Origin of the sequence: Kaistella palustris DSM 21579, assembly GCF_000422265.1 — a bacterium.
In the GTDB taxonomy this organism is placed as follows: Bacteria; Bacteroidota; Bacteroidia; order Flavobacteriales; family Weeksellaceae; genus Kaistella; species Kaistella palustris.
This window is the reverse complement of sequence record NZ_AULL01000019.1, coordinates 43,399-66,359: the sequence shown is the minus strand read 5'-3', so window position 1 is coordinate 66,359 and position 22,961 is coordinate 43,399. Positions and strand designations below refer to the sequence as shown.

Here is a 22,961-nt window from a genome sequence, read left to right as displayed (position 1 = left end):
ATAAGAAAATAAAAGAGCGGTTAAAAAAATCAACCGCTCTGGAAAAAACTATAATTTAATATAATCTGGTGTCAGGATTTAATCCATTTGAACTGGTGGTCCAAATCAGGCGTGGCAATTCGGTCAGTAATTTTCTGCAGTCTGCCGGGTAGTTTCATTAAGTATTCCTGCGCTTTTTGCGCTTTTTCATTAAGACCGGTAATATGTTCAATTTTCCAGTCTTCCAGAAGTTCACTCAATATATTGATGTAATCGTAACCTGTGTAAACCATGGCACGCTGGGCAGCATCGGAAAAATGCGACCAGAGTTCGCCGGCTTTTTGTCCGGATTCGCGCATCAGGTGTGCAGGCATCACGATTTTTTTACGCATCATATCTTCGAAGGCGAGCATCATTTCCGAAGGGTCAAGCTCAAAAATCCGCGTAACGAAATGCTTATAAGCTTTGGCATGGCGGGCTTCATCTGCCGCGATCACACCACACATCCGGGAGAGTTTTGTGTTGCCGGTCTGTTTTGAAAGTGAACCTACTCTTCTGTGGGAAATATTTGTTGCTGTTTCCTGAAAACTTGTATACACGAAATTTCGGTAAGGATCCATTGTCGTACCAATATCCAAACCATCCTGAATCAGATATTGCGTCGTTATTTCAATTTCGCGCATATTCACACGGCCGCAGAGGTAAAGATATTTATTCAAAAGATCACCGTGGCGGTTCTCTTCTGCAGTCCAGCTTCTGATCCACTGCGCCCAGCCGGAAGTTTCTTCCTGGTTTACACCGTCAACGCCCATCAGCCAGGATTCGTAAGTCGGCAATGCTTCTTCGGTAATACAGTCCCCAATTAATGTAACGAACAGGTCATAATCCATTTCGCGGGCGAAAGTCTGCAGTTCATCAACCTGATATTTAAATTCTTCAGAGGACGGATCCGGCAGAAAGTCAGTAGGTTGCCATATTTTTTCGACCGGAGTTAAATACGAGGAGATGAAACTGTCAACTTCTTTCCCCAGGTTTCGCATTACTTCCAGCCTCACTAATTTATCGTACATGTATGTTTAGGTTTATAGAACAAAGATAATTTAAAATTTATTATACGGTGCATAATTATCAGCAAAAATAAAAACAACAGAGAAAAATATTCCTCTGTTGATAGGCGTACATTTCGCGATGCATCAAATTATTAACACATACAACTAACTGATAAACAGTTTAATGGCATTCTGTCATTGATCTTAAAGTTAGCACCATTTCATACATTTGAAATAACCCGAAATCATTATGTCGTAAGCATAAATAAAATTCTTTAAAGAATTTATTATCTTAAATGTCTTGGTTTAATGAGGATATGTATTACACGATTTTCAGTCATTTACATTCATTCGCGAAACCAGCAGCCGGTCACCATTGGGTGTTTCGCTGAAGAAATAGGTAAATTCACCGATCTGCAGGCGGTCGTATTTGTTATACAGGTAATATTTTTTCTTTTCTAAGTCTCCCAGCGTGTGGAATTCCGATGATTTTCCTTCCGATAAGTTAAGCTTGCCATATTCGATGCTGTAAAAAGGCGAATAAGATGTGGTGGTAACGTTGGTTGAAGAGCCATCGAAATGCGTGTAACTGTCGAAATCTACATCCTTGTCAATCGCTTTTACCATTTCTATGATCCAGTTCACGGAGTTGCCGTCTTTACTCTGCAAAACATAACTTGTGGCTTCGAAATTATCCGCAGTCATTGGCGAGGTGTTGAAAAAGCCTTTCCTGTTTTTCTGATCCAGTAAAACGGTGTAGTTTTTCTTTAACTTTCCGTCGGGCGCAAAGTGCAGCATATAAAGTCCCTGGTAGACACGCTCATATTTCGGACCGGTACTGGATGTTGAAACTCCCGCAAGCGTATTCAGGAATTTACCTGTACCCAAACTCGGCCCTGAATTTTTCTTAAAGTCCTGGAAACTCAAAAGCATTGATCCGTCATTTAAGATCTGGAAGTTATTGGTTTTAAATTTTCGGCCATCGAACTGCAGTGGTTTTTTCATATCCGGTCCGGCAACGGCTTTCTGGTTCAACTCTTCGATCGGTGTGGAAGCTGCAAACTGCAATTTTCCTTCGGCGATCCGGCATATAACGAAATCTGTATATTTTTTCTCATCCATTGCGTTTTCCAGAACATCCTGGCTGGGCATCATTTCCTCTTTTCCGGAAATTACGTTTACCGTTTTCTTAGCAGAAGAAATCAGTCCACCAAGTCCTGATACCTTTCCTAAAATTTTTTCGGTTGTGGAGGCAGTTGTTTTTGTCTGTTCGATTTCCTCGCTGTCCATACTTGATGGCGAGACGCACATTCCCAAAAGTTCTTCCGTTGTTTTACCTTCTTTTTTGATCCCGAGACCATAAAGAATTACGCTGCCATTTTTCTCATACGCATTGATGATGCGGTAACCTGCCATAGGCGCGGTAAATTTAAAGTTTTCCTTTAATGTACCTTCCGGTGAAATCCGGAAATACGTCATTTCATTTGGATTTCCACCGCTTCCTTTTGCCGCATTCATTATCAGGATCCAGTCCCGCGGAAGGTCATCATTATCAATGTTTTTACTGTCATCATCAAGCAGAGCTCTGGAGAAAATAGGTTTAACCTGCGAACCTGTTGGGATCGTGGCCAGATTTTTTATGGTTCCGTCGTTGGCTACTTTCATTAGATCCAATTTAGTCATATCGGGTTTTTCCCTGTTCATGGGGTAACCCATCACAAGAATCGCGCTGTCTCTTTCCACTTCATAGGCACCACCGAAAATATATTCATCGCCATTGGCATTGGCGAGTTTTTGCTTGTCGAGCATCTTTACTTTTTTTACGTAGCCGCCAGCGAGCCAGTTGTATTTCGCAGTGACCAGCCGATTTTTGTATACCATTTTTCCCATCAGATTTGAACTTACCGAGATTGCTTTTTTGGTCAGCACATCGCCTTTGTAAGTGAGTCCTTTATACCTTTTCCTTGCCTTCTCAATTTCCCACTCATCTTTTTTGGTATTTGTAAGATTGGCATCCTTGTCGAACGAATAGGTTTCAATTTTCACCTTTCGCCTGGATGAGGGCAGAAAATAAACCATATCAAAACCCCCAGCTGTTGTGGCTTCTACTCCACCCAGATAACCTTTTTTGGCCTTTCGGGAAATTTCGTAATCTTTTTCCAGGATATTAAGTCCGGGCTGTTGTGCGTGGATTGCCGCACCCGCAAGTAGGCACAAACCGAACACCATTTTTATTACTGCGTTTTTTTTCATCATTTGTGTTTTTAGATGTTTTGTAAATGTATTAAGTGGTAATTTTATTTTTATACCCGCAAGAGGGTATTTTTAGCAGGGTTTATTCATAAAAAAAGCTCCCATTTGGGAGCGGTACATCTCGGCTGTTTCCATACCGGTACTTTTTCAGGCGCAGGAATGTTTTTTAAAACTAAAACAGGATCTTATATTAAAACAGTTCGTTAAGCAGGTCGAGTTCATTAACCATTTGTATAAGCCTCGGCAGACTGTGCGCTTCGGTTTTACGGTAAATATTTTTGCGGTGTGTTTCCACTGTGCTTTCACTTATGAAGAGCTTTGCAGAGATCTCCCTGTTGGTAAAACCTGCGATCATGTGTTCTACAATTTGTTTTTCGCGGCACGATAATTTTATTTCCGGGTAACTGATCAGCTTTTGACGAAATCCGTGCAAAGCTTCCTGTGCTTCTTCAGAAAGATGAATATAACCGCGGTCAACCTGCTGCAGCGCGGTATAAAGTTCGGTGCGGCTGATCTTTTTCGACAGATATCCTTCCACACCCATTTTTTCGATCAGTTCATAAATTACTTTTGCCTCGCAGTTCATCGAGAGAATAATGATCTTGATGCCGGGAAATTCTTTTTTAATTATTCTGGCCGCTTCCAAACCATTTATTGTCGGCATAACCAGATCCATCAGCACTATTGTGGGCACTGTTTTCTTGCTGCGCAAATCATCCAGAAAATCATAAGCATCATTATAAGTTTGGAGTATGCGTACATTTTTCTCGAAGCTTAACAGCATTTCCAAACCTTCAATAATAATATTGTGATCATCAATAATAACGATATCTAAAGTGTGTCCCATGTGCTATACCGGTATTTTCATTGCGATTGTAGTTCCCCGGCCTTCGTTGCTGGTGATTTGGAGTTCGCCTTTCAACATTTCGATCCTCGATTTTATATTATCCAGACCTAAACCGTCGCTTTTCGAACTGATCTTTGCAGGATTAAAACCTTTACCATTGTCCTTAAAAATTGCTTCTATAAAACCGTTTTCCTGAAATACTGCAATTTCAACTTTACTGGCATCGGCATGTTTAATGGTATTGTTAATGCATTCCTGAATTATTCTGTACATCACGATCTGTATATTTTGGTCTAAGCTATCCTTTAAGCCGGACATTTTGAGGTCGATCTGCAGGGTTGGCGAAGTTGTTTTGGAAATCAGGTCGCGCAGCGCATCGCCCAAACTGTTTTTAATGAGCATATTGGGCATGATCTGGTGCGAAAGTGTGCGAACATCTAAAATTGCCTCAGACATGATTGCGCGGATTTTCTCCAGTACTTTGCCGAAATTCACAGGATCATCTTTGTAATCAGTTATAACACTGATGTTCATGTTTGCAGCGGTAAGCAACTGACCAATTCCGTCGTGCAAATGCGTCGCCATACGTTTCCGTTCGGTGTCTTCGGCGGTCATCACGGCTTTTGTTGCCAAGTCCTGCTGGTGCAGAATCTCCTGCTGAAGTTTAATTTTCTGTTTGTGCTGGTAATTTTTGTAATAAATAAATCCAAACAGCAAAATTCCCAGAAGAGAAAACAAAATCACATTTGTCCGGAAAATTTTTGACTTCTGGCTCAGGATCTCATTGTCCTTTTTCAGACTTTGGTATTTTTTCTCCATTTCCGCTGTTTCCCTGTTCACATCGGTATTTACAAGGTCGTCATTCAGCGCGATATACTTTTCGAAATAGTAGTCCGCACTGTCGGTTTGCCTGGTTTGGTGATAGATATTGGTAAGCAATTTATATGTTGACAGCAGATTTTCCTTTGACTTTTCTTTAATAAAAATCGGAAGAATGCGCAGTAAAATACTTTTAGCTTCGGTTTCATTGCCCTGCGCTATTAAGTTTTGCGCAATATCAATATCGTTGCTTTCGGAATCGAGCTTAGAATTGAACTCTTTTCTGGCAATTTGGGAGACTTTAAGGTTTTCCTTTGCCGCGGAATTTTTTTTGGTCATTGTATTCAGGTTGCCGAGATTTCTTTTCGAAAAGGCAAAACCCTGCTTGTTCCCTACCTTGCTGCAGATCTCTGCGCTTTTATTATAAAATTTTTCGGCGCTGCTGTAATCTTTCTCCATCTGATAAGCCTTACCCAAATTAAGATAGTTTTCGCAGAGTTTATTTTCGACTTCAACCGTTCTTTCTTCATTTTCAAAGAACTGGAGCGCCTCCTTGATATATTTTATAGCCTGACCATTGTTCTTTAAATCAACAAAAAGCAAACCTATATTTGCTTTTGTGGCGTTTGCGTTTTTAAGGTCGTTCTGGTTTTCGAAAAATTTTAAAGCTTCCAGATACATAGTCATTGCTTTTTTGTACTGAAAAGTGCTTTGATATACCGACGCCAGGTTGTTGTTTAGTTTTGCCAGGCCGGCATAATTTCGCAGCTGTTTCCTGAGCTCATAAGACTTAAGATAGTTTTTCTCCGAATTTTTGAAATCATTGTTCCGAAAATGCACCGCACCCAAATCGCTGTAGATCTGGGCGAGCATTGTAGAATCATTGAGTTTTTGAGTCGCAGCTACTGCTTTCTTACCATATTGCAGTGCAGAATCTACAGATACGCTCGCATAATACCAGGTGAGGTCCGAATATATTGCTGCTTTTCTTTTTTCCTCGGGGTTTTTTGTCAGTTCAGATTTCAGTGTACTGATTACTTCCTGCAAATTTTGACCATTAAGATATTGTGAACTTAAAAAGAAGAGAAGCGAAATAATAACATTAAAAAGTAGATTTTTAAATTGCCTCATACCCGAATGATTTTAAGTAAAAATCTAAATAAAGCGAAAACAGTACAATACGCAACTTTACGTAAATGAAACGGTTAGGCTCTGCAACTCGGCTTAGAGCCAGTTGTTTTTGTGTGCCAGTTTTATGACCTGACTTCGGGAATTGAGGTGCAGTTTTTTGTAGATATTATTTACGTGAGTCCGCACCGTATTGGGACTTATAAAAAGGAGTTCCGCGATTTCTGCGGGATTGTTTCCGCGCACTATTTCTTTCAGGATCTGCATTTCGCGGGAACTGAGGTGGTAATCATCCATACTTTCGGTGGTCTGGCTCGCAGGACCTGTCGCGCTAAGCAACTTCATAGCCCGTCTTGCAATTGCGGGACTCATGGGGATCCCGTCATACTCTATCACATTTGTAATCGCATCGATGATGTTTACACCTTTATCTTCTTTGAGCAAATAGCCACTTGCGCCTGCTTTGATCGCATCGAAGATCTTATCGTTGTCCTCGAAAATCGTGAGCACAATAAATTTTACTTTCGGGTAGCGTATTGAAGAGAGCGAAATTGTCGCCAACCCATCGAGCACCGGCATTTCCAGATCAATGAGGACCACCTGCGGATGGTTTTCGGGCGACATTTCAGCCATACGTTTAAAAAAATCCTCACCATTCTCGGCTTCCAAAACCAAATGGATATCTTCAAAGGGAAGAATTTTCTCCTTAATGATTTTTCGGTTAATGAAATGATCCTCTACAATTCCAATTTTCATGTGGCCTAATTTTCCTCAAAAATATCGAGAAGATTTTAAAAAAGATATACGCAAAACAGCGTAATTAAACATAATATTTCGTGACCGTGACTTTTGTGCCGCGTGCCGGCGAACTTGCGATGTGGAAACTCATTCCCATTTTTGAAGCGCGTTCCTCCATATTCTGGGTACCATAACCCATAGCGGTCTTACCGGGTTCGAAACCATCGCCGTCATCCTCGATCGTAAGTTCGAATTTATCGGTGCTCACCATGCTGATAAGCGCTTTCGTCGCGTTGGAATGTTTCATGATATTTTGTGCCGCCTCCTGAAAAATTCTAAAAATATGGCTCGCATCAGTTGCATCAAATGTTCTGATAATTACCAGTTCTTCATGAAAACGTACTTTAATAGGCGTGTTTTTAAAGGTCTTCATTGCATACTGCTTCATATAATCGAAAGATGATTCTACACTGATCTCGCTGTTGTTCAAAACCCAGATCGTCTGTCTGAGTAAGCTTAGTATTGTTTCGGCATTTTCTTTAATATCTTTCAAATGTTCAGCATCCGGTGATTTCTCCCTGCCAGCGAGGTGATCGATCTTTGCAATCAGACTGTTTGCATACGCACCGATGTTGTCGTGCAGGTCACGCGAAATACTGATTCGCTGCTCATTTAATTTGGTTTCACTTTCAGACCTCGAGAGCGCATACTGAAACTCCAGCTCTTTAGAAATCATATTACTGCGGACCGCGACAATGGTATATAGAAAAGGAAAATACAGCGGCATGCCAATCAGATCCATATACGTTTGGGGAACGTGTAAAATATAGGTGCTTACAATAACAATAAGGGCGAAGGAAAAAACACTGAAAATCATGTAATTCACGAATTCATCTGCCCACTTTTTATTGATGTTTTTTACCGTATAAAAAGTATCATTTTCATCTATATGGAATCTCTTTAGCCAAACTTTTGCCCGCCAAAAATACAGTAACGGAATTATGAGCGCCAGGGAATTCAGCAGGTTATAAGGCCAGTAATCCCCGGAAGCCATCTGCGAAATGATCTCTATTTTTTCCGGTTGGGGCAAAAAACTGTAAAATATTCCGAGCACTACTGCGATTCCCGGAATTATAAAGTGTGGTGTAACTTTTTTTAAAGATTCTCCGTTCACACATTTCGCATAGAAATACACAGCGGGACCAAAGAGAAAAGGAATGAACATGGAGATGAAAAGTGCACCGAGGAGCTCGTAATTTTCAAAATGAAAAATAATGAGATTTGCGGCACAGTTCACAATCACCACCAGAAAGATAACCGAGAAAGAGATCCGCACGCTGAGCCGCTCCTTTTTGTTCAGTAAAGTCGGCAGGATTAAAACCACAAGAATTATGATGACCGTAATATTCAGAATCAGTACGAGCGGTGTATCTAGGTTCATAAAGATCAGCAGGATTGGTTAGCCATTATTTTCTTTTGCTGCATAAAAGTAAGGAAATATTGCGTCCTTTCGGCTTTTGTCATAAAAAAAGAATGGCCTGAAAAGACCATTCCTTTTAATCAGAAAAATTGTGCAGCAGTTAAAACTTTTAACTCACTAAAATATCACCGGTCATCATTTTCGGAATTTCGATGCCCATCACATTTAATATCGTTGGTGCCACATCGCCCAGTTTGCCGGATTTTACATTCCAGGTTCTGTCTTTATCCATCACAATGAACGGAACTAAATTCGTGGAGTGCTGCGTATTCGGACTTCCATCTTCATTGATCATTACATCGGAATTGCCGTGATCTGCGAGAATAAATACGGCGTAACCGTGCCCGTAAGCTGCCGTTGCAACTTTTTCTATGCATTTATCCACGGTTTCAGCAGCTTTTACAGCGGCAGAAAAAACTCCGGTGTGACCTACCATATCGGTATTTGCAAAGTTTAAGCAGATAAAGTCGGCGCTTTCATTCTGGATTTCCGGCAGAATCTTTTCGGTGATATCGTAAGCTGACATTTCCGGTTTGAAATCGTAGGTAGGAACATCTTTCGGGCTCGGGCATAGCAACCGCCTCTCACCGTGGAACTCCGCTTCACGCCCACCGGAAAAGAAGAATGTCACGTGGGGATACTTTTCGGTTTCAGCCACGCGGATCTGCGTTTTGCCGTTTTTTTCCAGGACTTCGCCCATTGTTTCCTTTAGTACTTCTTCATCAAAAACAACTTTTACATTCTTAAAGTTATTGTCGAAATTGGTCATTGTTACATAATATAGATCCAGTGGTGACATGCCATACTCGGGAATTTCGCGCTGTGTAAGGACTTCGGTAATCTCGCGGGCACGGTCTGTACGGAAGTTGAAGCAAAAAACCACGTCGCCGTTATCAATCTTAATCACTGGTAAGTTACTTTCTTTCAGACATATGATCGGGCGCAAAAATTCATCGGTAATGCCATCCTTATAGCATTTTTCCATGGTCGCTATCGGATCATGTGTGACTTCGCCGATACCATTAACCATCGCATCATACGCGAGCTTCACGCGTTCCCACCTTTTATCGCGGTCCATGGCGTAATACCGTCCTATGATTGTGGCAAGCTTGCCGGTGGTTTTATCCATGTGTTCTGTAAGGTCTTTCATAAAACCTACGCCGGAATGTGGGTCACAGTCGCGCCCATCGGTAAAAGCGTGAACGTAAACATTGTCGGTCAGGCCATTTTCATGCGCTGCCGTTAACAGACCTTTGAGATGATTGATGTGGGAATGAACGCCACCATCGGAAACCAAACCGATAAAATGAATGTTTTTTTTATTGTTAATGGCGTAGTCGAAAGCAGCTGTAATTACATTTTCTTTGCCAAGCGTGGCGTTTTCCACGGCCATATTGATCTTTACCAGGTTCTGATAAACTACTCTACCCGCTCCAAGATTCATGTGCCCGACTTCCGAATTACCCATTTGCCCAAAAGGCAGCCCCACGGCAATACCGCTGGCTTCAAGTGTGGAGTGTGGATATTTTTGCAGACAGGAATCAATGAATGGCGTCTGTGCCTGTGCGATTGCTGAAACTTTGGGATCCGTTCCCAGACCCCATCCGTCGAGAATTGCGAGTATAGCTTTTTTAGACATTTTGTAAGATTTTGTCTTACAAATTTAGTAATTTGAAACGACTTTTCCCGTGCTGTCAATCTATTTTACGGTCTCAAGGTGCTAGGAACCGAGGATTTTTTCAAAAGCTTTTCTGGCGCTGTTGTGAAAATACACTTCGCCGCAGTACGTGTAATTTAAATTTTTAAAAATTTTCAGCATAGCCAGATTGTCAGATTTCGTATCAACCCGAATACTGAATAGTTTTTTGTCTGACGCTAAATTTTCGATATTTAGGAAAAGTTGCGTCGCGAGGCCTTTGCCTGCAAATTGATCACCAACCGCTACACGGTGTATCACCACATATTCGTCCTGAGTAAGCCATTTTCCTTCTAAGATTTCATAGGCGGGCTCCACGTCGAAAATGACCGCGGCGTACGCGGCAACCTTTCCGTTGATTTCCAGAACATAACCCCAACCGTTTCCAATGTCATTTGCCACAGTGCCTGGATTTGGATAACCCTGCTGCCATTGGTCACTGCCATCTTTTTTCCGCCTCTCGATGGCATCCTGCAGGACTTGCCAGATTGCGGATCTGTCAGCAGATATTGCTTTTCGGAAAGTATATTGTGGATTGACTACAGGCATTTATTTTATTTTTTATTTTCAAATGTAAAAAGAAATGAGGAAAGATGCGTCTTTCCATTCAATGTAGATTTTATATCTTTAAAAAAAGCATTTATGAAAAAGCTGGTTGTTCTTTCGGGCGCAGGTATTTCCGCGGAAAGCGGTGTGAAAACTTTTCGGGACGCCGGTGGTCTCTGGGAAAATTACCGTATAGAAGATGTAGCAAGTCCTGAGGGCTTTGCCAGAAATCCAAAACTTGTACTGGATTTTTATAATGCGCGCCGGCGCCAGTTAAAAAATGTGGAACCCAATGAAGCGCACTTTTTACTTGCAGACCTCGAAAGATATTTTGATGTAGCAATTATCACGCAAAATGTAGATGATCTGCACGAGCGTGCCGGTTCTTCGCAGGTTCTGCATTTGCATGGCGAACTAAAAAAGGCGCGTGCTGTAAATTCTGAAAACGCAATCATTCCATGGACTGAAGATTTGAATTTAGGCGATGTGAATTCGGAAGGTGTACAGTTAAGACCTCATATCGTTTGGTTTGGCGAAAATGTGACAGCGATGGAAAACGCCGTGGAAATTGCGGCGGCTGCAGATTTTTTTGTTGTCATCGGCACCTCGATGCAGGTCTACCCGGCTGCCGGCCTGATACATTACATTCCTGAAAAATGCAAAGTATATCTTATCGATCCGCATTTGGAAAATGATTTTGTGCACCACAGCAATTTTTATAAAATACCGGCCACCGATGGAATGCGTAAGCTGGCTGAAATTCTCAAAAATGAAATGTGAAAAATATTCCGATATCCTGAATGTTGATAAAAGAAAAACCGATTTTATTACAAAACCGGTTTATCTTTTTCATCTGTTGTGTTCGTTTACAGGGGCAAAATTATCTTAAAAAACCAAAGGTTCCTAGAGTGAAAACACCCTTTTTTTAAATAATATTGTTTTTAATCGCAAACAGCACAATTCCAACGCGCGTTTTCACGTTGAGCTTTACAAAAACAGAATCCCTGTATCCATCGATGGTTCGTGGACTCAGGAACATTTGGCTGGCGATCTCGCGATAAGTAAGTTCGGAGCAGGCCAGTTTTATGAACTCAATCTCCCGCTCTTTAAGCAGTTCGTGCAGTTCTGTAGCCAATTTTTCTTCGCTTTTGATCTTTAGCAAACTCTGGGTCACCAGATCGGTGTAGAAAATGCCTTTTTTATGCACGATGTCAATGGCATCAAAAAGAATATCCGGCGACATATCTTTCAGAAGGTAACCTTTGGCACCAGCTTTCAGCATTTTAATTATTGTGGTTTCGTTGTCTTCCATTGTCAGGGCGATCACCTTTAGGCCTGGGAATTCTTTGGTGATCTCTTCGGTGGTTTCAATTCCGTTCTTCACTGGCATATTGATGTCCATTAAAATCACATCGGGAAAAATTTGTCTGGAGCGAAGTTCATCCAAAAAATCCTGACCGTTGAAACAGTTCATAATCACCTCGTAACTGGGATTAAATGAAATCATATTCTCCAGCGCCTTCGACACCAGTTTATGATCATCTACGATTGCAATTTTGATTTTTTCCATGTGCCCTGTTTATTGTATGTTACCGATATCTGTGTTCCGGCTGGCGCCAGCGCGGTGGTTTTAATATCGGTGTTAATGAGTTCTGCTCTTTTCGCCATATTTCGGAACTTCTGTCCGAACTTTTGCATAATCCGCTGAAACTTCAGCTCAGCTGCTTCGATTATAATTTCTGTCAGCCTTTCCGAATCATTTACTTTAATGCAGATGATTTTTTCCCCGGAACTCTCAACGACCAAAGCAAGCAGTTCCTGTGTTAACCTAAATAATATAATGCCGTGTTCACGGTCCAGTTCCAACGTGTTTGCATTAATACTAAGATCTATTTCCCTTAATGTTGTTCTTTTGATCTTCATAATTTCGGATTGCAAAAGTTCGAAAAACGAAGCTTGTTCCGCGTGTTGGTTTACGCAGGCTGCCGAAATATTCCGGATATCGCGAATGCATTCTCCTGTTATAAGATAAATCTCATCTACAATCTTTGGTCGGTCAACGTTTGCTGAGTAAGAAATTCTACTGATCAGTAACCGCACAACCGATAGTTTTTGGGCCACTTCATTCTGCAATTCATATTTAATGTACTGAAGTGTCTCCTCTTTGATCCCGCTTAGGCTTCGTGCAAGTTCCAGTTCAAAGTTAGCTTGTTTTACATCGCGGGGTATTATAAAAGTAGACTTTTTTTTGAAGATACCGAAATGACTTAAAAGATAAATCAGTATAACCAAAATAAACAGCACTAAAACGTACGGAAAAAGTATTTTAAAGTATTCCATGCGCATCGATTTGTGGTTTATATTCCTGAGGCCCGCAGAAATCACCGAAAAGAAAAATACCCGGATAATTCGCCGTTGATTTTGTAAATTATTTCTGCAAAATTGGTATGAAATATCAAAAAATTGAGGTAAGTCTTTATATACCAATTATTTTTGCCTCACAAATATATTTCAATTCCAATGCGCAGGTCAAGTGAATACACCCAATTAAAACGTGGTAGTCGCCTATTATTCCGACAACGGATTTTGGAAATTGAAGATATTAGAAGTAAATTTAGACCGTCGTATTTAATCTTCCTGTTTTAAAGGAAATAATTCCATCCACTGCATGCAGAATAGTACTGAACTGGAAAGCAATTTCAAAAGAATAAGATCGCTGATACCCGAAAATGTGCAGCTTGTGGCTGTCTCCAAAACCCATCCGGCAGAAATGATACAGTCGGCTTATGATCTTGGCCAGCGGGTTTTCGGAGAGAATAAAGTGCAGGAACTTCTTGCCAAGCAACCCGTATTGCCGCGTGATATTGCGTGGCACCTGATCGGTCATCTGCAAACCAACAAAGTAAAATATATAGCGGGATTTATAGATACTGTACAAAGTGTTGACTCTGCAAAAATCCTGCACGAAATAAATAAGCAGGCAGAAAAACATAATCGGACGATCAAAGTACTTCTGCAAATTAAGATTGCTGCCGAAGATACTAAATTTGGATTGCATAAGGATGAGGCCGAGATCCTGTTTCAGCAATATCTGGCGGGCGATTTTCCGCATGTACAGATTACCGGCCTGATGGGAATGGCTACTTTTACTGAAGATCGGGAAACTGTAAAAAAGGAATTCTCAACTTTGAAAAATATTTTTGATGAATTCTCAATGCACAGGCAGCTCCAAACCCTGTCGATGGGGATGAGTGATGACTTTCAGCTTGCGATTGAATGTGGCGCAAATTCGGTGCGAATCGGTTCGGCACTTTTCGGAAAGCGCAACTACGGAACCTCCTTTTAGGTATGATTTTTGCAACCACTTTTCTAAATTTTATACAAAATTTTTATTAAATCCATAATTCTATTAAATGCAAAAGATTTTAATTGTTGAAGATGAAAAAACTATTTCCGGTGTGCTCACAAGTATCCTTAGTGATGAGCTTCCGGATTATGAATTTATAATCGCTGAAGACGGGCTGGAAGGTTTAAAACATATTGAAAAAGATGATTTCGCACTTGTGGTATCGGATATCAAAATGCCAAAACTTTCGGGTACGGAATTGCTTAAGCAGGCTTTACAGGTGAAACCTGACACTACTTTTGTCATGATTTCCGGCCATGCTGACATCGATACTGCCGTATCTTGCCTGAAAGAAGGCGCTTATGATTTCATCTCCAAACCAATTGACATCAACCGCCTGATTACAAGCGTAAAGAATGCGCTGGACAAAAGGATCTTACAGACTACAAACCAAAACCTTAAAGTAGAAAATACGACCTTAAAAAAGAAGGTCAACAAAAAATACCAAATGATCGGGGATTCTCCTGCGCTGAAGAAAATTCAGGAAATGATCGAAAAAGTAGCGACTTCCGACGCGCGTGTTTTGATTACCGGACCAAATGGCGCGGGAAAGGAACTGGTAGCGCACGCCATACATGCACAGAGTGACCGAAGTAAAGGACCTATGATCGAGGTGAACTGCGCGGCCATTCCGTCAGAGCTGATCGAATCTGAACTGTTCGGTCACGTGAAAGGAAGTTTTACCGGCGCCATTAAAGATAAACAGGGAAAATTTGAACTTGCACACAACGGTACCATTTTTCTGGATGAAATTGGCGATATGTCGCTGGTTGCGCAGGCTAAAGTCTTGCGTGCCCTGCAGGAAAGTAAAGTTTCCCCGGTGGGTAGCGACAAGGAAATCAAGGTGGATGTGCGCGTTTTAGCTGCTACCAATAAAGATATGCATAAGGAAATCGCCAGCGGAAAGTTTCGCGAAGACCTTTACCACAGGCTTTCGGTGATTGAGTTGTACGTGCCGCCACTGGAGGAAAGAAAAGAAGATATAAAGCTTCTGGTGAAACATTTTGCAAAAGTTATTTCTGAAGAACACGGTACCGCGCTGAAAGATTTCGATCAGAAAGCAATAACCGCCCTTGAGAATTTTACCTGGACAGGAAATATCCGTGAACTTCGAAATGTAGTGGAACGATTGATTATTCTTGGCAGTAATCCTGTTTCTGCTGAAGACGTTGCAAGTTTTGTAAGAAAATAAACCTTTGGGTTTTTAAGATATCGTTAAAGTTTGCAGTATTTTTGCTGCAAACTTTTTTTGTGCCGTTATGCCGATATTAAATCCCGTTCACACCCGCCGGTTATTTCAACTCGCCTTCCCAGTCATGATCACACAGGTCGGACAGGTTTCGGTGCAGCTTTTCGACAATATTATGGTCGGAAAACTTTTGGGTGCAGATGCGCTGGCTTCGGTATCACTGGCGAACGGTGTATTTTTTTCGGTGTTTGTTCTGGCGCTGGGATTTTCACTGGCAATACCGCCGCTGGTTGCAGAGGCACAGTCTCAAAAAGACCACAACACCATCAACAGGATCTTCCGGCACGGTTTCGTGCTGAATATGGGCATTGGTTTACTGCTGGTAATTCTCATGCTGTTTGCACTGCCGCTGCTTTATCATCTCGATCAGCCGGAGAAAATTATTCCCGATACCGAAAGTTATCTCCGCATCACGATAATCAGTATTTTGCCTTTCATGGCGTTCCAAACGATGCGCGAAGTTTCGGAAGGTTTGAGTTTTACCATTGGCGTAACCAAGGCGACAATTATTGCGAACGTAATCAATATCGTTCTGAATTATATCTTTATTAAAGGCGTATTCATGCCGTCGCTGGGCGTTGACGGTTCCGCTTATGCTTCATTTGTAGCAAGAGTTTTCATGGTCGTTTTCATATTCTTTGTAATGAAAAAGAATCCGGCAACCAAAAGATATATGGACAGTTTTAAACTGAATTTTAAACTCTTCCGCAGAGATGTTTTCCGCAAGCTCATCAAACTGGGAGTTCCTACGGCTTTGCAGATGTTTTTTGAAGTGACTGCTTTTGCAGCGGCAGCTTTTATCTGCGGACTGATCTCTGCAAAAGATATAGCTGCACATCAGATTGCGCTGTCGATGGCATCGTTTACATTTAATCTCTGCATCGGTTTCAGTATTGCCACGACCATTATGGCGGGCAACAGATTTGGTGAAAAAAATTATGTTGAACTGAGGAATGTAGGGGTTAACAATCTGAAAATCGTATTCTTTTTCATGACTTTTTGCGGGCTTATTTTTATCGCGGGAAGAAATGTTTTGCCGACTTTTTTCACCAAGAAAGAAGATGTTGAAGTAATCCTGTTGGCATCAAAATTATTGATCATTGCCGCACTTTTTCAGCTTTCAGATGGCTTGCAGGTATTATCGCTTGGCGTTCTGCGCGGAATGCAGGATGTGAAGATTCCCAGTATGTTAACCTTCGTGGCGTACTGGATCATTGCGCTGCCACTGGGTTATTACCTGTGTGTCACAATGAAAATGGGTGCTTACGGCATGTGGATCGCTCTTGGGATTGGACTTACCATCTCCGCATTTTTACTTATCCGCAGATTCCTGAGGCTTTCTCAAATGAAAATCGATAAATTCAATTCTCCATCAGAATAAAAAAATTAAAGAATCATGTTTTCTTTAATGCAGAAAAAAGCCGCCTCAAAAAATGAAGCGGCTTTCTAAAATAATTAAAACTATTTACTACACAATGTGTTTCGGTGTATAACCGTCGTCACTTAATTCCTGATGTTCGTAATCTGCTGTCATTTCAGCTTCATAATCCAACTTTTCATCTTTGCCCATTCTTCTCAGTAATGAGTCGAAAAGTGAGTAAACTACGGGAACAATAATCAGCGTAAGGAATAATGATGAAGTCAAACCACCGATGATTACCCAGGCAAGCCCGTTATTCATTTCCGCTCCTGCTCCTTTTGCCAGTGCGATTGGCAACATACCGAAGATCATCGCAATGGTGGTCATCAATATCGGCCGGAGTCGCGCGTGATTGGCCTGAAGCAGCGCATCGTGAGTTGACGCGCCCGCTGCTTTCCGCATGTTGGCAAAATCCACGATCATAATCGCATTTTTTGCAACCAAACCGATCAACATGATCATTCCCAGCATGGTAAAAATGTTCAATGAATTGTTGGTCAGCGCCAGAATGACCATTACCCCGATCAGTGCCAATGGAATTGAAAACAGCACCACGAAAGGGTACACAAAACTGTCATACAGCGAAACCATAACAAGGTAAACCAGCACGATGGCAGCTAACAGAGCAATTCCAAGGGTTCCAAAACCTTCGGTCTGGTTTTCCATATCACCACTCCAGATGTAATTTACGCCGGCAGGTTTCGTTTTCTCATTATCCATAAATTGTGCGGCCCATTCATTAGCCACATCACCTACAGGACGCCCAACAACTTTGGAAAGTACTTTTACAGAAGGTGATTTGTCCCGCCGTTGAAGCAGACTCGGTCCCGAGCTCATATCTACGTTTGCAAACTGGCTTAAGCGGATCTGTTCGCCGTTGTTGTTGGTGAATATCAGGTTTCGAACGTCATCGATTGACTGTCGGTTCGCATCTGCAAAACGGATGTTGATGTCGTACTCGTATTCTCCTGCGCGGAATTTTCCGTCGGTATTTCCGTTAAAGGCGGTCTGCATGGTCTGGCCTACACTCGAAAGGTTAAGACCTAAAGTTGCCATTTTATCGCGGTCGATATTCACACGCACTTCGGGGCTTCCGGTATCGGTAGACAGTTCTGCATCTACAGCACCCGGAACTTTTTTCAGTAATCCCAGGATTCTGTTGGCTTCTTTATTTGCGGTTTCGTTATCGGGTGCTGTCACCACCATTTCGATCGGTGCGTTGTCTGCGCCCATTAAGCCGATGGGGGCGGTTTTAAATTCGACACCGGTAAATTTTTCTTCAAGATCTCTCTTGAATTTTGCAGCGATAATATCGGTGCTTTCGCTTCTTTCCGATTTATCGATCAGATTGACCTGAACTTCTGCCTGATACACGGTGGCCTGTGAAGCTCCGAAACCATTGGACTGCTGGCCTACGGTAGTAATAAGGTCTACTACCCTTTTATCGTTTCTCAGATATTTTTCGACATTTAATGTAACCTGATTGGTTTTTTCTACTGTTGCATCTTTTGGCAGTTCAATCTGAACCAGGAATTGCCCGCGGTCCATTTTTGGGAAAAATTCGCCACCAATAAAGCCGAACGCGACCAGCATAAATGAGGAGATCAAAACAATAAAGGTAATAACAACAGTCATTATCCGCCTTAACCCTGTTTTTAAACACCATTCTAAAATATTGGAAATCCAGTGCGTAAATTTATCCAACTGTGTTTCAAACCAAAGAATGAATTTCTCAAACGGGTTTTTACCGGTAAGATGAACCACTTTTCCGAATCTTGATGATAACCATGGAATGATGGTGAACGAAGCCAGTAACGAGAATGATGTGGCGATAACTACCGTAACACAGAACTGGGCCAAAATATCGGAAACCAAACCGGAACTCATCGCGATCGGCAAAAATACTACGACAATAACCAATGTAATTGCAGTTACCGTAAATCCAATTTCCGAAGCTCCGTCGTAAGCTGCGCGGATTCTGCTTTTACCCATTTCCATGTGTCGGTACACATTTTCCAGAACCACGATCGCGTCATCAACAAGAATTCCCACCACAAGTGAAAGTCCCAGTAAACTCATTAAGTTCAGGGTATAACCCATTAAATACATCCCAATGAATGTCGCGACCAGTGATAACGGAATCGAAACCATTACAATAAAGGCGTTTCTGATGTTGTGAAGGAACAGCAACATTACCACAGCCACCAGAATAACCGCCAGTACAAGGTCGAAGATCACATGATTTGCCGCCTCCAGGGTGAAATCTGTACTGTTATCTACAATATTTACATCCAGTCCCTGAGCCTGATAATTTTTTGTTACTTCGGCGATGGTTTTCTGCACATTGGCGGAAACTGCTACTGCATTTGCATCAGACTGCTTTTTGACCTGCATCAGGATCGTAGGATTCTGATTGAATCTTGCAATTTTTTCAACATCCTGCTGCGTATCAAAAACAGAAGCTACATCTGAAAGTCTCACCTGAGCACCATTCTTGGTGGAAATGATCAGGTTGTTCATTTCAGCGATCGACTTATATTTTCCCGATAAGCGTATGGTCGCTTTCGATGTTCTTGATTTTAAACTTCCGGTAGGGAAATCCAGATTTGAGGAAAGAATTGCCTGCTGTACATCGCCAATGGAAATGCCGTAACCCTGCAGTTTTTTCTCGTCGATGTTTACCTGGATCTCACGCTCCTGCCCGCCGACAAGGTCAACCTGCGCAACACCGTTCACACGGGAAAAGATCGGTTCTATTTTTTTGTCTAAAAGGTCATAAAGCTGTTTGTTGTTCAGCTTTTTGCTGGTAATACTCATCGTCATGATCGGAAGGTCATCCAGTGAGAATTTGTTCAGTGAAGGCGCATCAACATCATCCGGAAGTTCGGATAAGATCGCATTTACTTTTCGCTGCGCATCATTCAGGGCATAGTTTACATCTGCTCCCGTGTTCAGCTGAACCATAATTACGGAAAGACTTTCGTATGAAGACGATTCTACTTTTTTCACGTTTTCTAAAGACCCTACCGCGTCTTCGATCTTTCTGGTCACCGAAGTTTCTACCTCGCTTGGTGAAGCTCCGGGATAAATCGTGGAGATGGTGACTACATTGGTCTCAAATTTCGGGATCAGCTCGTACCCCATCATAGAGTAGCTCAGCAAACCGCCCAGCGTAAGAATCGTAAACAATACGATAATTAACGACGGTCTTTTTATTGATATTTCTGCTAATTTCATTGTTCTACTTTACGATGTTAATTTTAGATCCGTTTTCCAGGTTGATCTGTCCGCTGGTGATCACCTGCTCGCCACCGTTTAACCCGCTGATGATCTGAACTTTGTCGCCGTACACTTTTCCGGTTTTTACGCTGATCATTTTTGCCGTACCGTTTTGCACGATGAATAACTGGCCGGAGCTTACACCGTTCACAAAAGCTTCTGCAGGAACCGTCAGCATATTTTGGTTTTCTGCACCATAATTCGTTTTAAACAAGGCTGTTCCATACATACCGGCTTTTAAACTGCCGTTGTTTGCCACCTCAATTTCCACGGGGAAATTAAGTGAGGCATCACTTTTCGGCGCGATGAATGTAATTTTACCGTTAAAGGTCTCGTCACCCAAAACATTTACTGTGATCGGAACACTTTGGCCGATCTGGATTCTGCCGATCTGGCTTTCATCCACCAAAACAGATAATTTTAAACTGTTGATGTTTACAATTTCGAACAGCGGAGTTCCCGGAGAAACCACCATGCCGGGTTCAACCATTTTTTTATTGATGATCCCGCTGATACCAGCTCTTACGCTGGTATCGTTGACACGTACTTTTTGTGCACGGACCGCCGACTGCATGTTTTTCAGCTGCAAACGGGAATTGTCCAGCTGCTGCTTGGTTACACCACCTGTTTTATACGCGTTTTCGTACCGCTGATTATCGATGATCGCATTTTGCAGATTATTCTGTGCCTGTGTCACATCAACTTCAATCGCATCTCTTTTAATGGTTGCCAGAACCTGACCTGCACCTACTCTGGAACCTTCGCGAACCATTACATTTACGATTCGCCCGGAAATTTCGGATGACTGGTTGGTTTCCTGTTTGGGAATAAAAGTCCCGTTTGCTGTATAATCGGTATTGATGTTTTCTCTTTCTGCTGTGATCACATTTACGTTGATCTTATCAACCTGTTTTGCAACTTCGGCAACTTCCTTTTTCTGGTCCGCTTTGTTGGAAGCGATCTTGTATGCGCCCAAGCCGATCAGTATAGCGGCAACAATGATGTATATTAGAGTTTTTTTCATTTCAATATTTATTTTTTTAATGTCAAAAGTTAACTTTCAACGTTCTGTTTTCTGTTATTTTAAATAAGTTTTAAGTTCTCCTTTGGATTTGTAGTATTGTATTTCTGCAATTTTATAATCAAGTACCGCATTGCTGTAATTGTTTTTGGCTTCTACCAGCGCATTTTCGGCTTCCAGTAAATCGGTAAGTGTCGCCAGGCCATACTGGTAATTGCTTTTTGTATTAGAGGCTACAGTTTCCGCCAGACTCACATTGGCTTTTTGATTATCCAGAGCTGCCAAACTGTTTTCGATCTGCGACTTGGCGTTCTGGTAAGCCAGATCTAAACCAAGTTTCGTGTCTTTGATGTCAGCATCAAGTTTATCAAGTTCGATCTGGGCCATCGCGACACGCGCTTTGGTAGCAAAACCATTAAAAATAGGAATATTCACCCCTAAAGTTATTGCAGAATAATCCGACCAGTACACGCCGCTGTTCTTACCGTGTGTAAGCGGGAACTTATCACCAATTCCCTGATAGCTGTAATTTGCAACCAGGTTTACGGTAGGGTAATAATCTGCCTCCACTGCTTTTTTATTATACTGAAGCAGCTCTTTCTGTTTGTCCAGAACCTGAACTTCTGTGCGCTGATCTGTGGCAATGGTTTCATCTAAAAGATGCGGTGTTACCTCCATATCGGATTTTACAAGTACGATATCATTCTCAATGGGCATTCCCATATAAAATTTAAGTGCGTTTTCGGCCTGGTTAATTCCGTTCTGCTGGTGCGTAAGAATGGTCCTGATGTTGGTCAGGTTTACGTTGGTACGGTCCAGATCCACTTTTTTTGCCAAACCGTTATCGAAAAGACTTTTTATAATGTCCCGGGCTTTTTCAGTGCTGGCATAACTGCTCTCTAAAGTTTCTTTTTTCTGCTGAATGGTAAAAACCTGAAAGTAGGCATTGGATACCCTTTCGATAATCTGCTCTTCGGTCAGCTGCTCGTTTAACTGATAAAATTCTTTAGTAGATTTCGCAGCTTTCAGCCCGATAAAAACTTTCTGATTAAATATAGCCTGGTTCAGTTCTACTCCGATTCCGGCGTTCCATTTCTGACCGAACGAAATCATCTGAATATTACTTGGCCCGCCACTGAAGGCTCCTACGTCTAAAGCCGATTTCTGCAGTAAGGGATTGTACGTGAGATTTCCTACTCCGTTGAGGTGTGGCAGCGCATTGGCTTTTGCTTCCATGATCTGGTAGTCGGCATTTTGCACGTCCAGTTTCGATTTTAATGCATCTGCCTTGTTTTGGAGTGCATATTCTATGGCGTCTTTCAGTGTTACGGTCTGCTGCGCTTTCAGCCCGGAGAATGAAAACACGAAGATACCGGCGACGGCCATTTTTGTCCAATTGGTCATTTTATATGGTAATTATTTGTTGCTGATTATTATTTCTTGAAAAGTATATTGAGAATAATTTCCTTCCGTTGGGAGAGTAAACGGTCGAATTCCTTATCATCGATCATCATATTCTCCATAAACAAAGGCCGAATCGCACTGGGAAAAGCTAAAAGAGAAATCATGTTAAAAATAAACTGTACAGGTTCCATTTTCTCAATATTCCCGGCCTCCATTTCCTTTGAAATTTCACGGTATAAGAGCATAAGATCATTTTTTTCCACATTCCTCTTATGGCAGCTTCCTTTGTTGATTTGTGAAACGATGTACGTTTCGAGATAAGGATACCGGCGTGTGGTGGCCAGACTACCATCAATAAAGCGCGAGATCTTTTCCTTGAACGGAAGGTCAGAACGCATGATAATATCGGTCTTATCACTTTCTACCCGGTGGGCATCCTCGAAAACAACCTGCATCAGATTATCCCTCGACCTGAAGTAATAATTGATCAGTGTGCGGTTTACGCCTGCTTCATCTGCAATTTCCTGCGTGGTGGCATCAAACCTGCCCTGCACGAAAAATAATTTTTTTGCGGTTTCCTTTATTAGTTCCTGGGTATGATCCCTTTTATCCTGGATTGACATTTTTGTTAAACAATTTTGTGCAAA

Annotated in this window: 18 protein-coding genes; 4 read left to right on the top strand and 14 right to left on the bottom strand. The window is 41.8% G+C overall.

Annotated features, from left to right (window positions below; genetic code table 11):
* Positions 1–71: 71 nt before the first annotated feature.
* The 8 genes from H562_RS0109415 to H562_RS0109380 all read right to left on the bottom strand — a co-directional run bounded on the left by H562_RS0109415 (position 72) and on the right by H562_RS0109380 (position 10,538).
* The gene (locus tag H562_RS0109415; RefSeq protein ID WP_027377277.1) at positions 72–1,049 is read right to left on the bottom strand and encodes an acyl-ACP desaturase; all 978 of its coding nucleotides are present in this window, start codon (positions 1,047–1,049) and stop codon (positions 72–74) included.
* A gap of 312 nt (positions 1,050–1,361) precedes the next feature.
* Positions 1,362–3,284 carry a hypothetical protein gene (locus H562_RS0109410; RefSeq protein ID WP_027377276.1) on the bottom strand — a complete coding sequence of 641 codons (1,923 nt, stop codon included), beginning with the start codon at positions 3,282–3,284 and terminating at the stop codon, positions 1,362–1,364.
* A gap of 187 nt (positions 3,285–3,471) precedes the next feature.
* Positions 3,472–4,128: a response regulator gene (locus tag H562_RS0109405; protein ID WP_027377275.1), complete on the bottom strand. Its 657-nt coding sequence runs from the start codon at positions 4,126–4,128 to the stop codon at positions 3,472–3,474.
* 3 nt (positions 4,129–4,131) lie between these two features.
* A complete protein-coding gene (locus H562_RS0109400; protein ID WP_027377274.1) occupies positions 4,132–6,078 on the bottom strand; it encodes a tetratricopeptide repeat-containing sensor histidine kinase in 1,947 nt (648 codons plus the stop codon).
* 93 nt (positions 6,079–6,171) lie between these two features.
* Entirely contained in the window at positions 6,172–6,831 is a 660-nt protein-coding gene (locus H562_RS0109395) for a LuxR C-terminal-related transcriptional regulator (RefSeq protein ID WP_027377273.1), read from the bottom strand.
* A 64-nt stretch (positions 6,832–6,895) separates the two neighbouring features.
* Positions 6,896–8,254, bottom strand: coding sequence for a sensor histidine kinase (locus H562_RS0109390; protein ID WP_027377272.1), 1,359 nt, complete (start codon positions 8,252–8,254; stop codon positions 6,896–6,898).
* A 148-nt stretch (positions 8,255–8,402) separates the two neighbouring features.
* Complete coding sequence (gpmI, locus tag H562_RS0109385; protein WP_027377271.1) at positions 8,403–9,932, bottom strand: 2,3-bisphosphoglycerate-independent phosphoglycerate mutase; 1,530 nt, start codon at positions 9,930–9,932, stop codon at positions 8,403–8,405.
* A gap of 81 nt (positions 9,933–10,013) precedes the next feature.
* Positions 10,014–10,538, bottom strand: coding sequence for a GNAT family N-acetyltransferase (locus H562_RS0109380; RefSeq protein WP_027377270.1), 525 nt, complete (start codon positions 10,536–10,538; stop codon positions 10,014–10,016).
* Positions 10,539–10,631: 93 nt separating this feature from the next.
* Here H562_RS0109380 and H562_RS0109375 point away from each other — a divergent pair, with 93 nt between their 5' ends.
* On the top strand, positions 10,632–11,315 hold the full coding sequence (locus tag H562_RS0109375; RefSeq protein WP_027377269.1) for a Sir2 family NAD-dependent protein deacetylase: 684 nt from the start codon (positions 10,632–10,634) through the stop codon (positions 11,313–11,315).
* A gap of 145 nt (positions 11,316–11,460) precedes the next feature.
* On the opposite strand, the gene H562_RS0109365 is transcribed toward H562_RS0109375, so the two are convergent.
* Positions 11,461–12,105, bottom strand: coding sequence for a response regulator transcription factor (locus tag H562_RS0109365; RefSeq protein ID WP_027377268.1), 645 nt, complete (start codon positions 12,103–12,105; stop codon positions 11,461–11,463).
* Positions 12,078–12,875: a sensor histidine kinase gene (locus H562_RS0109360; protein WP_156831983.1), complete on the bottom strand. Its 798-nt coding sequence runs from the start codon at positions 12,873–12,875 to the stop codon at positions 12,078–12,080. Before H562_RS0109360 ends, H562_RS0109365 begins: the two co-directional genes overlap by 28 nt.
* A gap of 328 nt (positions 12,876–13,203) precedes the next feature.
* Between H562_RS0109360 and H562_RS0109355 the strand changes: the two genes are divergently transcribed.
* The 3 genes from H562_RS0109355 (at position 13,204) to H562_RS0109345 (ending at position 16,571) form a co-directional block, all read left to right on the top strand.
* Complete coding sequence (locus tag H562_RS0109355; RefSeq protein WP_027377266.1) at positions 13,204–13,881, top strand: YggS family pyridoxal phosphate-dependent enzyme; 678 nt, start codon at positions 13,204–13,206, stop codon at positions 13,879–13,881.
* A 67-nt stretch (positions 13,882–13,948) separates the two neighbouring features.
* Entirely contained in the window at positions 13,949–15,133 is a 1,185-nt protein-coding gene (locus H562_RS0109350; RefSeq protein ID WP_027377265.1) for a sigma-54-dependent transcriptional regulator, read from the top strand.
* A 67-nt stretch (positions 15,134–15,200) separates the two neighbouring features.
* Positions 15,201–16,571 carry an MATE family efflux transporter gene (locus tag H562_RS0109345; protein WP_027377264.1) on the top strand — a complete coding sequence of 457 codons (1,371 nt, stop codon included), beginning with the start codon at positions 15,201–15,203 and terminating at the stop codon, positions 16,569–16,571.
* Between the two features lie 87 nt (positions 16,572–16,658).
* Here the strand turns inward: H562_RS0109345 and H562_RS0109340 are convergent, their stop codons facing one another.
* From H562_RS0109340 to H562_RS0109325, 4 genes are read right to left on the bottom strand one after another with little or no spacing between them, the layout of a single operon-like run.
* Positions 16,659–19,847 (bottom strand): efflux RND transporter permease subunit, encoded by a 3,189-nt coding sequence (locus tag H562_RS0109340; protein ID WP_027377263.1) that lies wholly within the window; start codon positions 19,845–19,847, stop codon positions 16,659–16,661.
* A gap of 4 nt (positions 19,848–19,851) precedes the next feature.
* Positions 19,852–20,913, bottom strand: a complete 1,062-nt coding sequence (locus tag H562_RS0109335) for an efflux RND transporter periplasmic adaptor subunit (protein ID WP_027377262.1) — start codon at positions 20,911–20,913, stop codon at positions 19,852–19,854.
* 54 nt (positions 20,914–20,967) lie between these two features.
* Positions 20,968–22,296, bottom strand: coding sequence for a TolC family protein (locus tag H562_RS0109330; protein ID WP_027377261.1), 1,329 nt, complete (start codon positions 22,294–22,296; stop codon positions 20,968–20,970).
* A gap of 47 nt (positions 22,297–22,343) precedes the next feature.
* Positions 22,344–22,937 carry a TetR/AcrR family transcriptional regulator gene (locus H562_RS0109325; protein ID WP_027377260.1) on the bottom strand — a complete coding sequence of 198 codons (594 nt, stop codon included), beginning with the start codon at positions 22,935–22,937 and terminating at the stop codon, positions 22,344–22,346.
* Between the last annotated feature and the right edge of the window lie 24 nt (positions 22,938–22,961).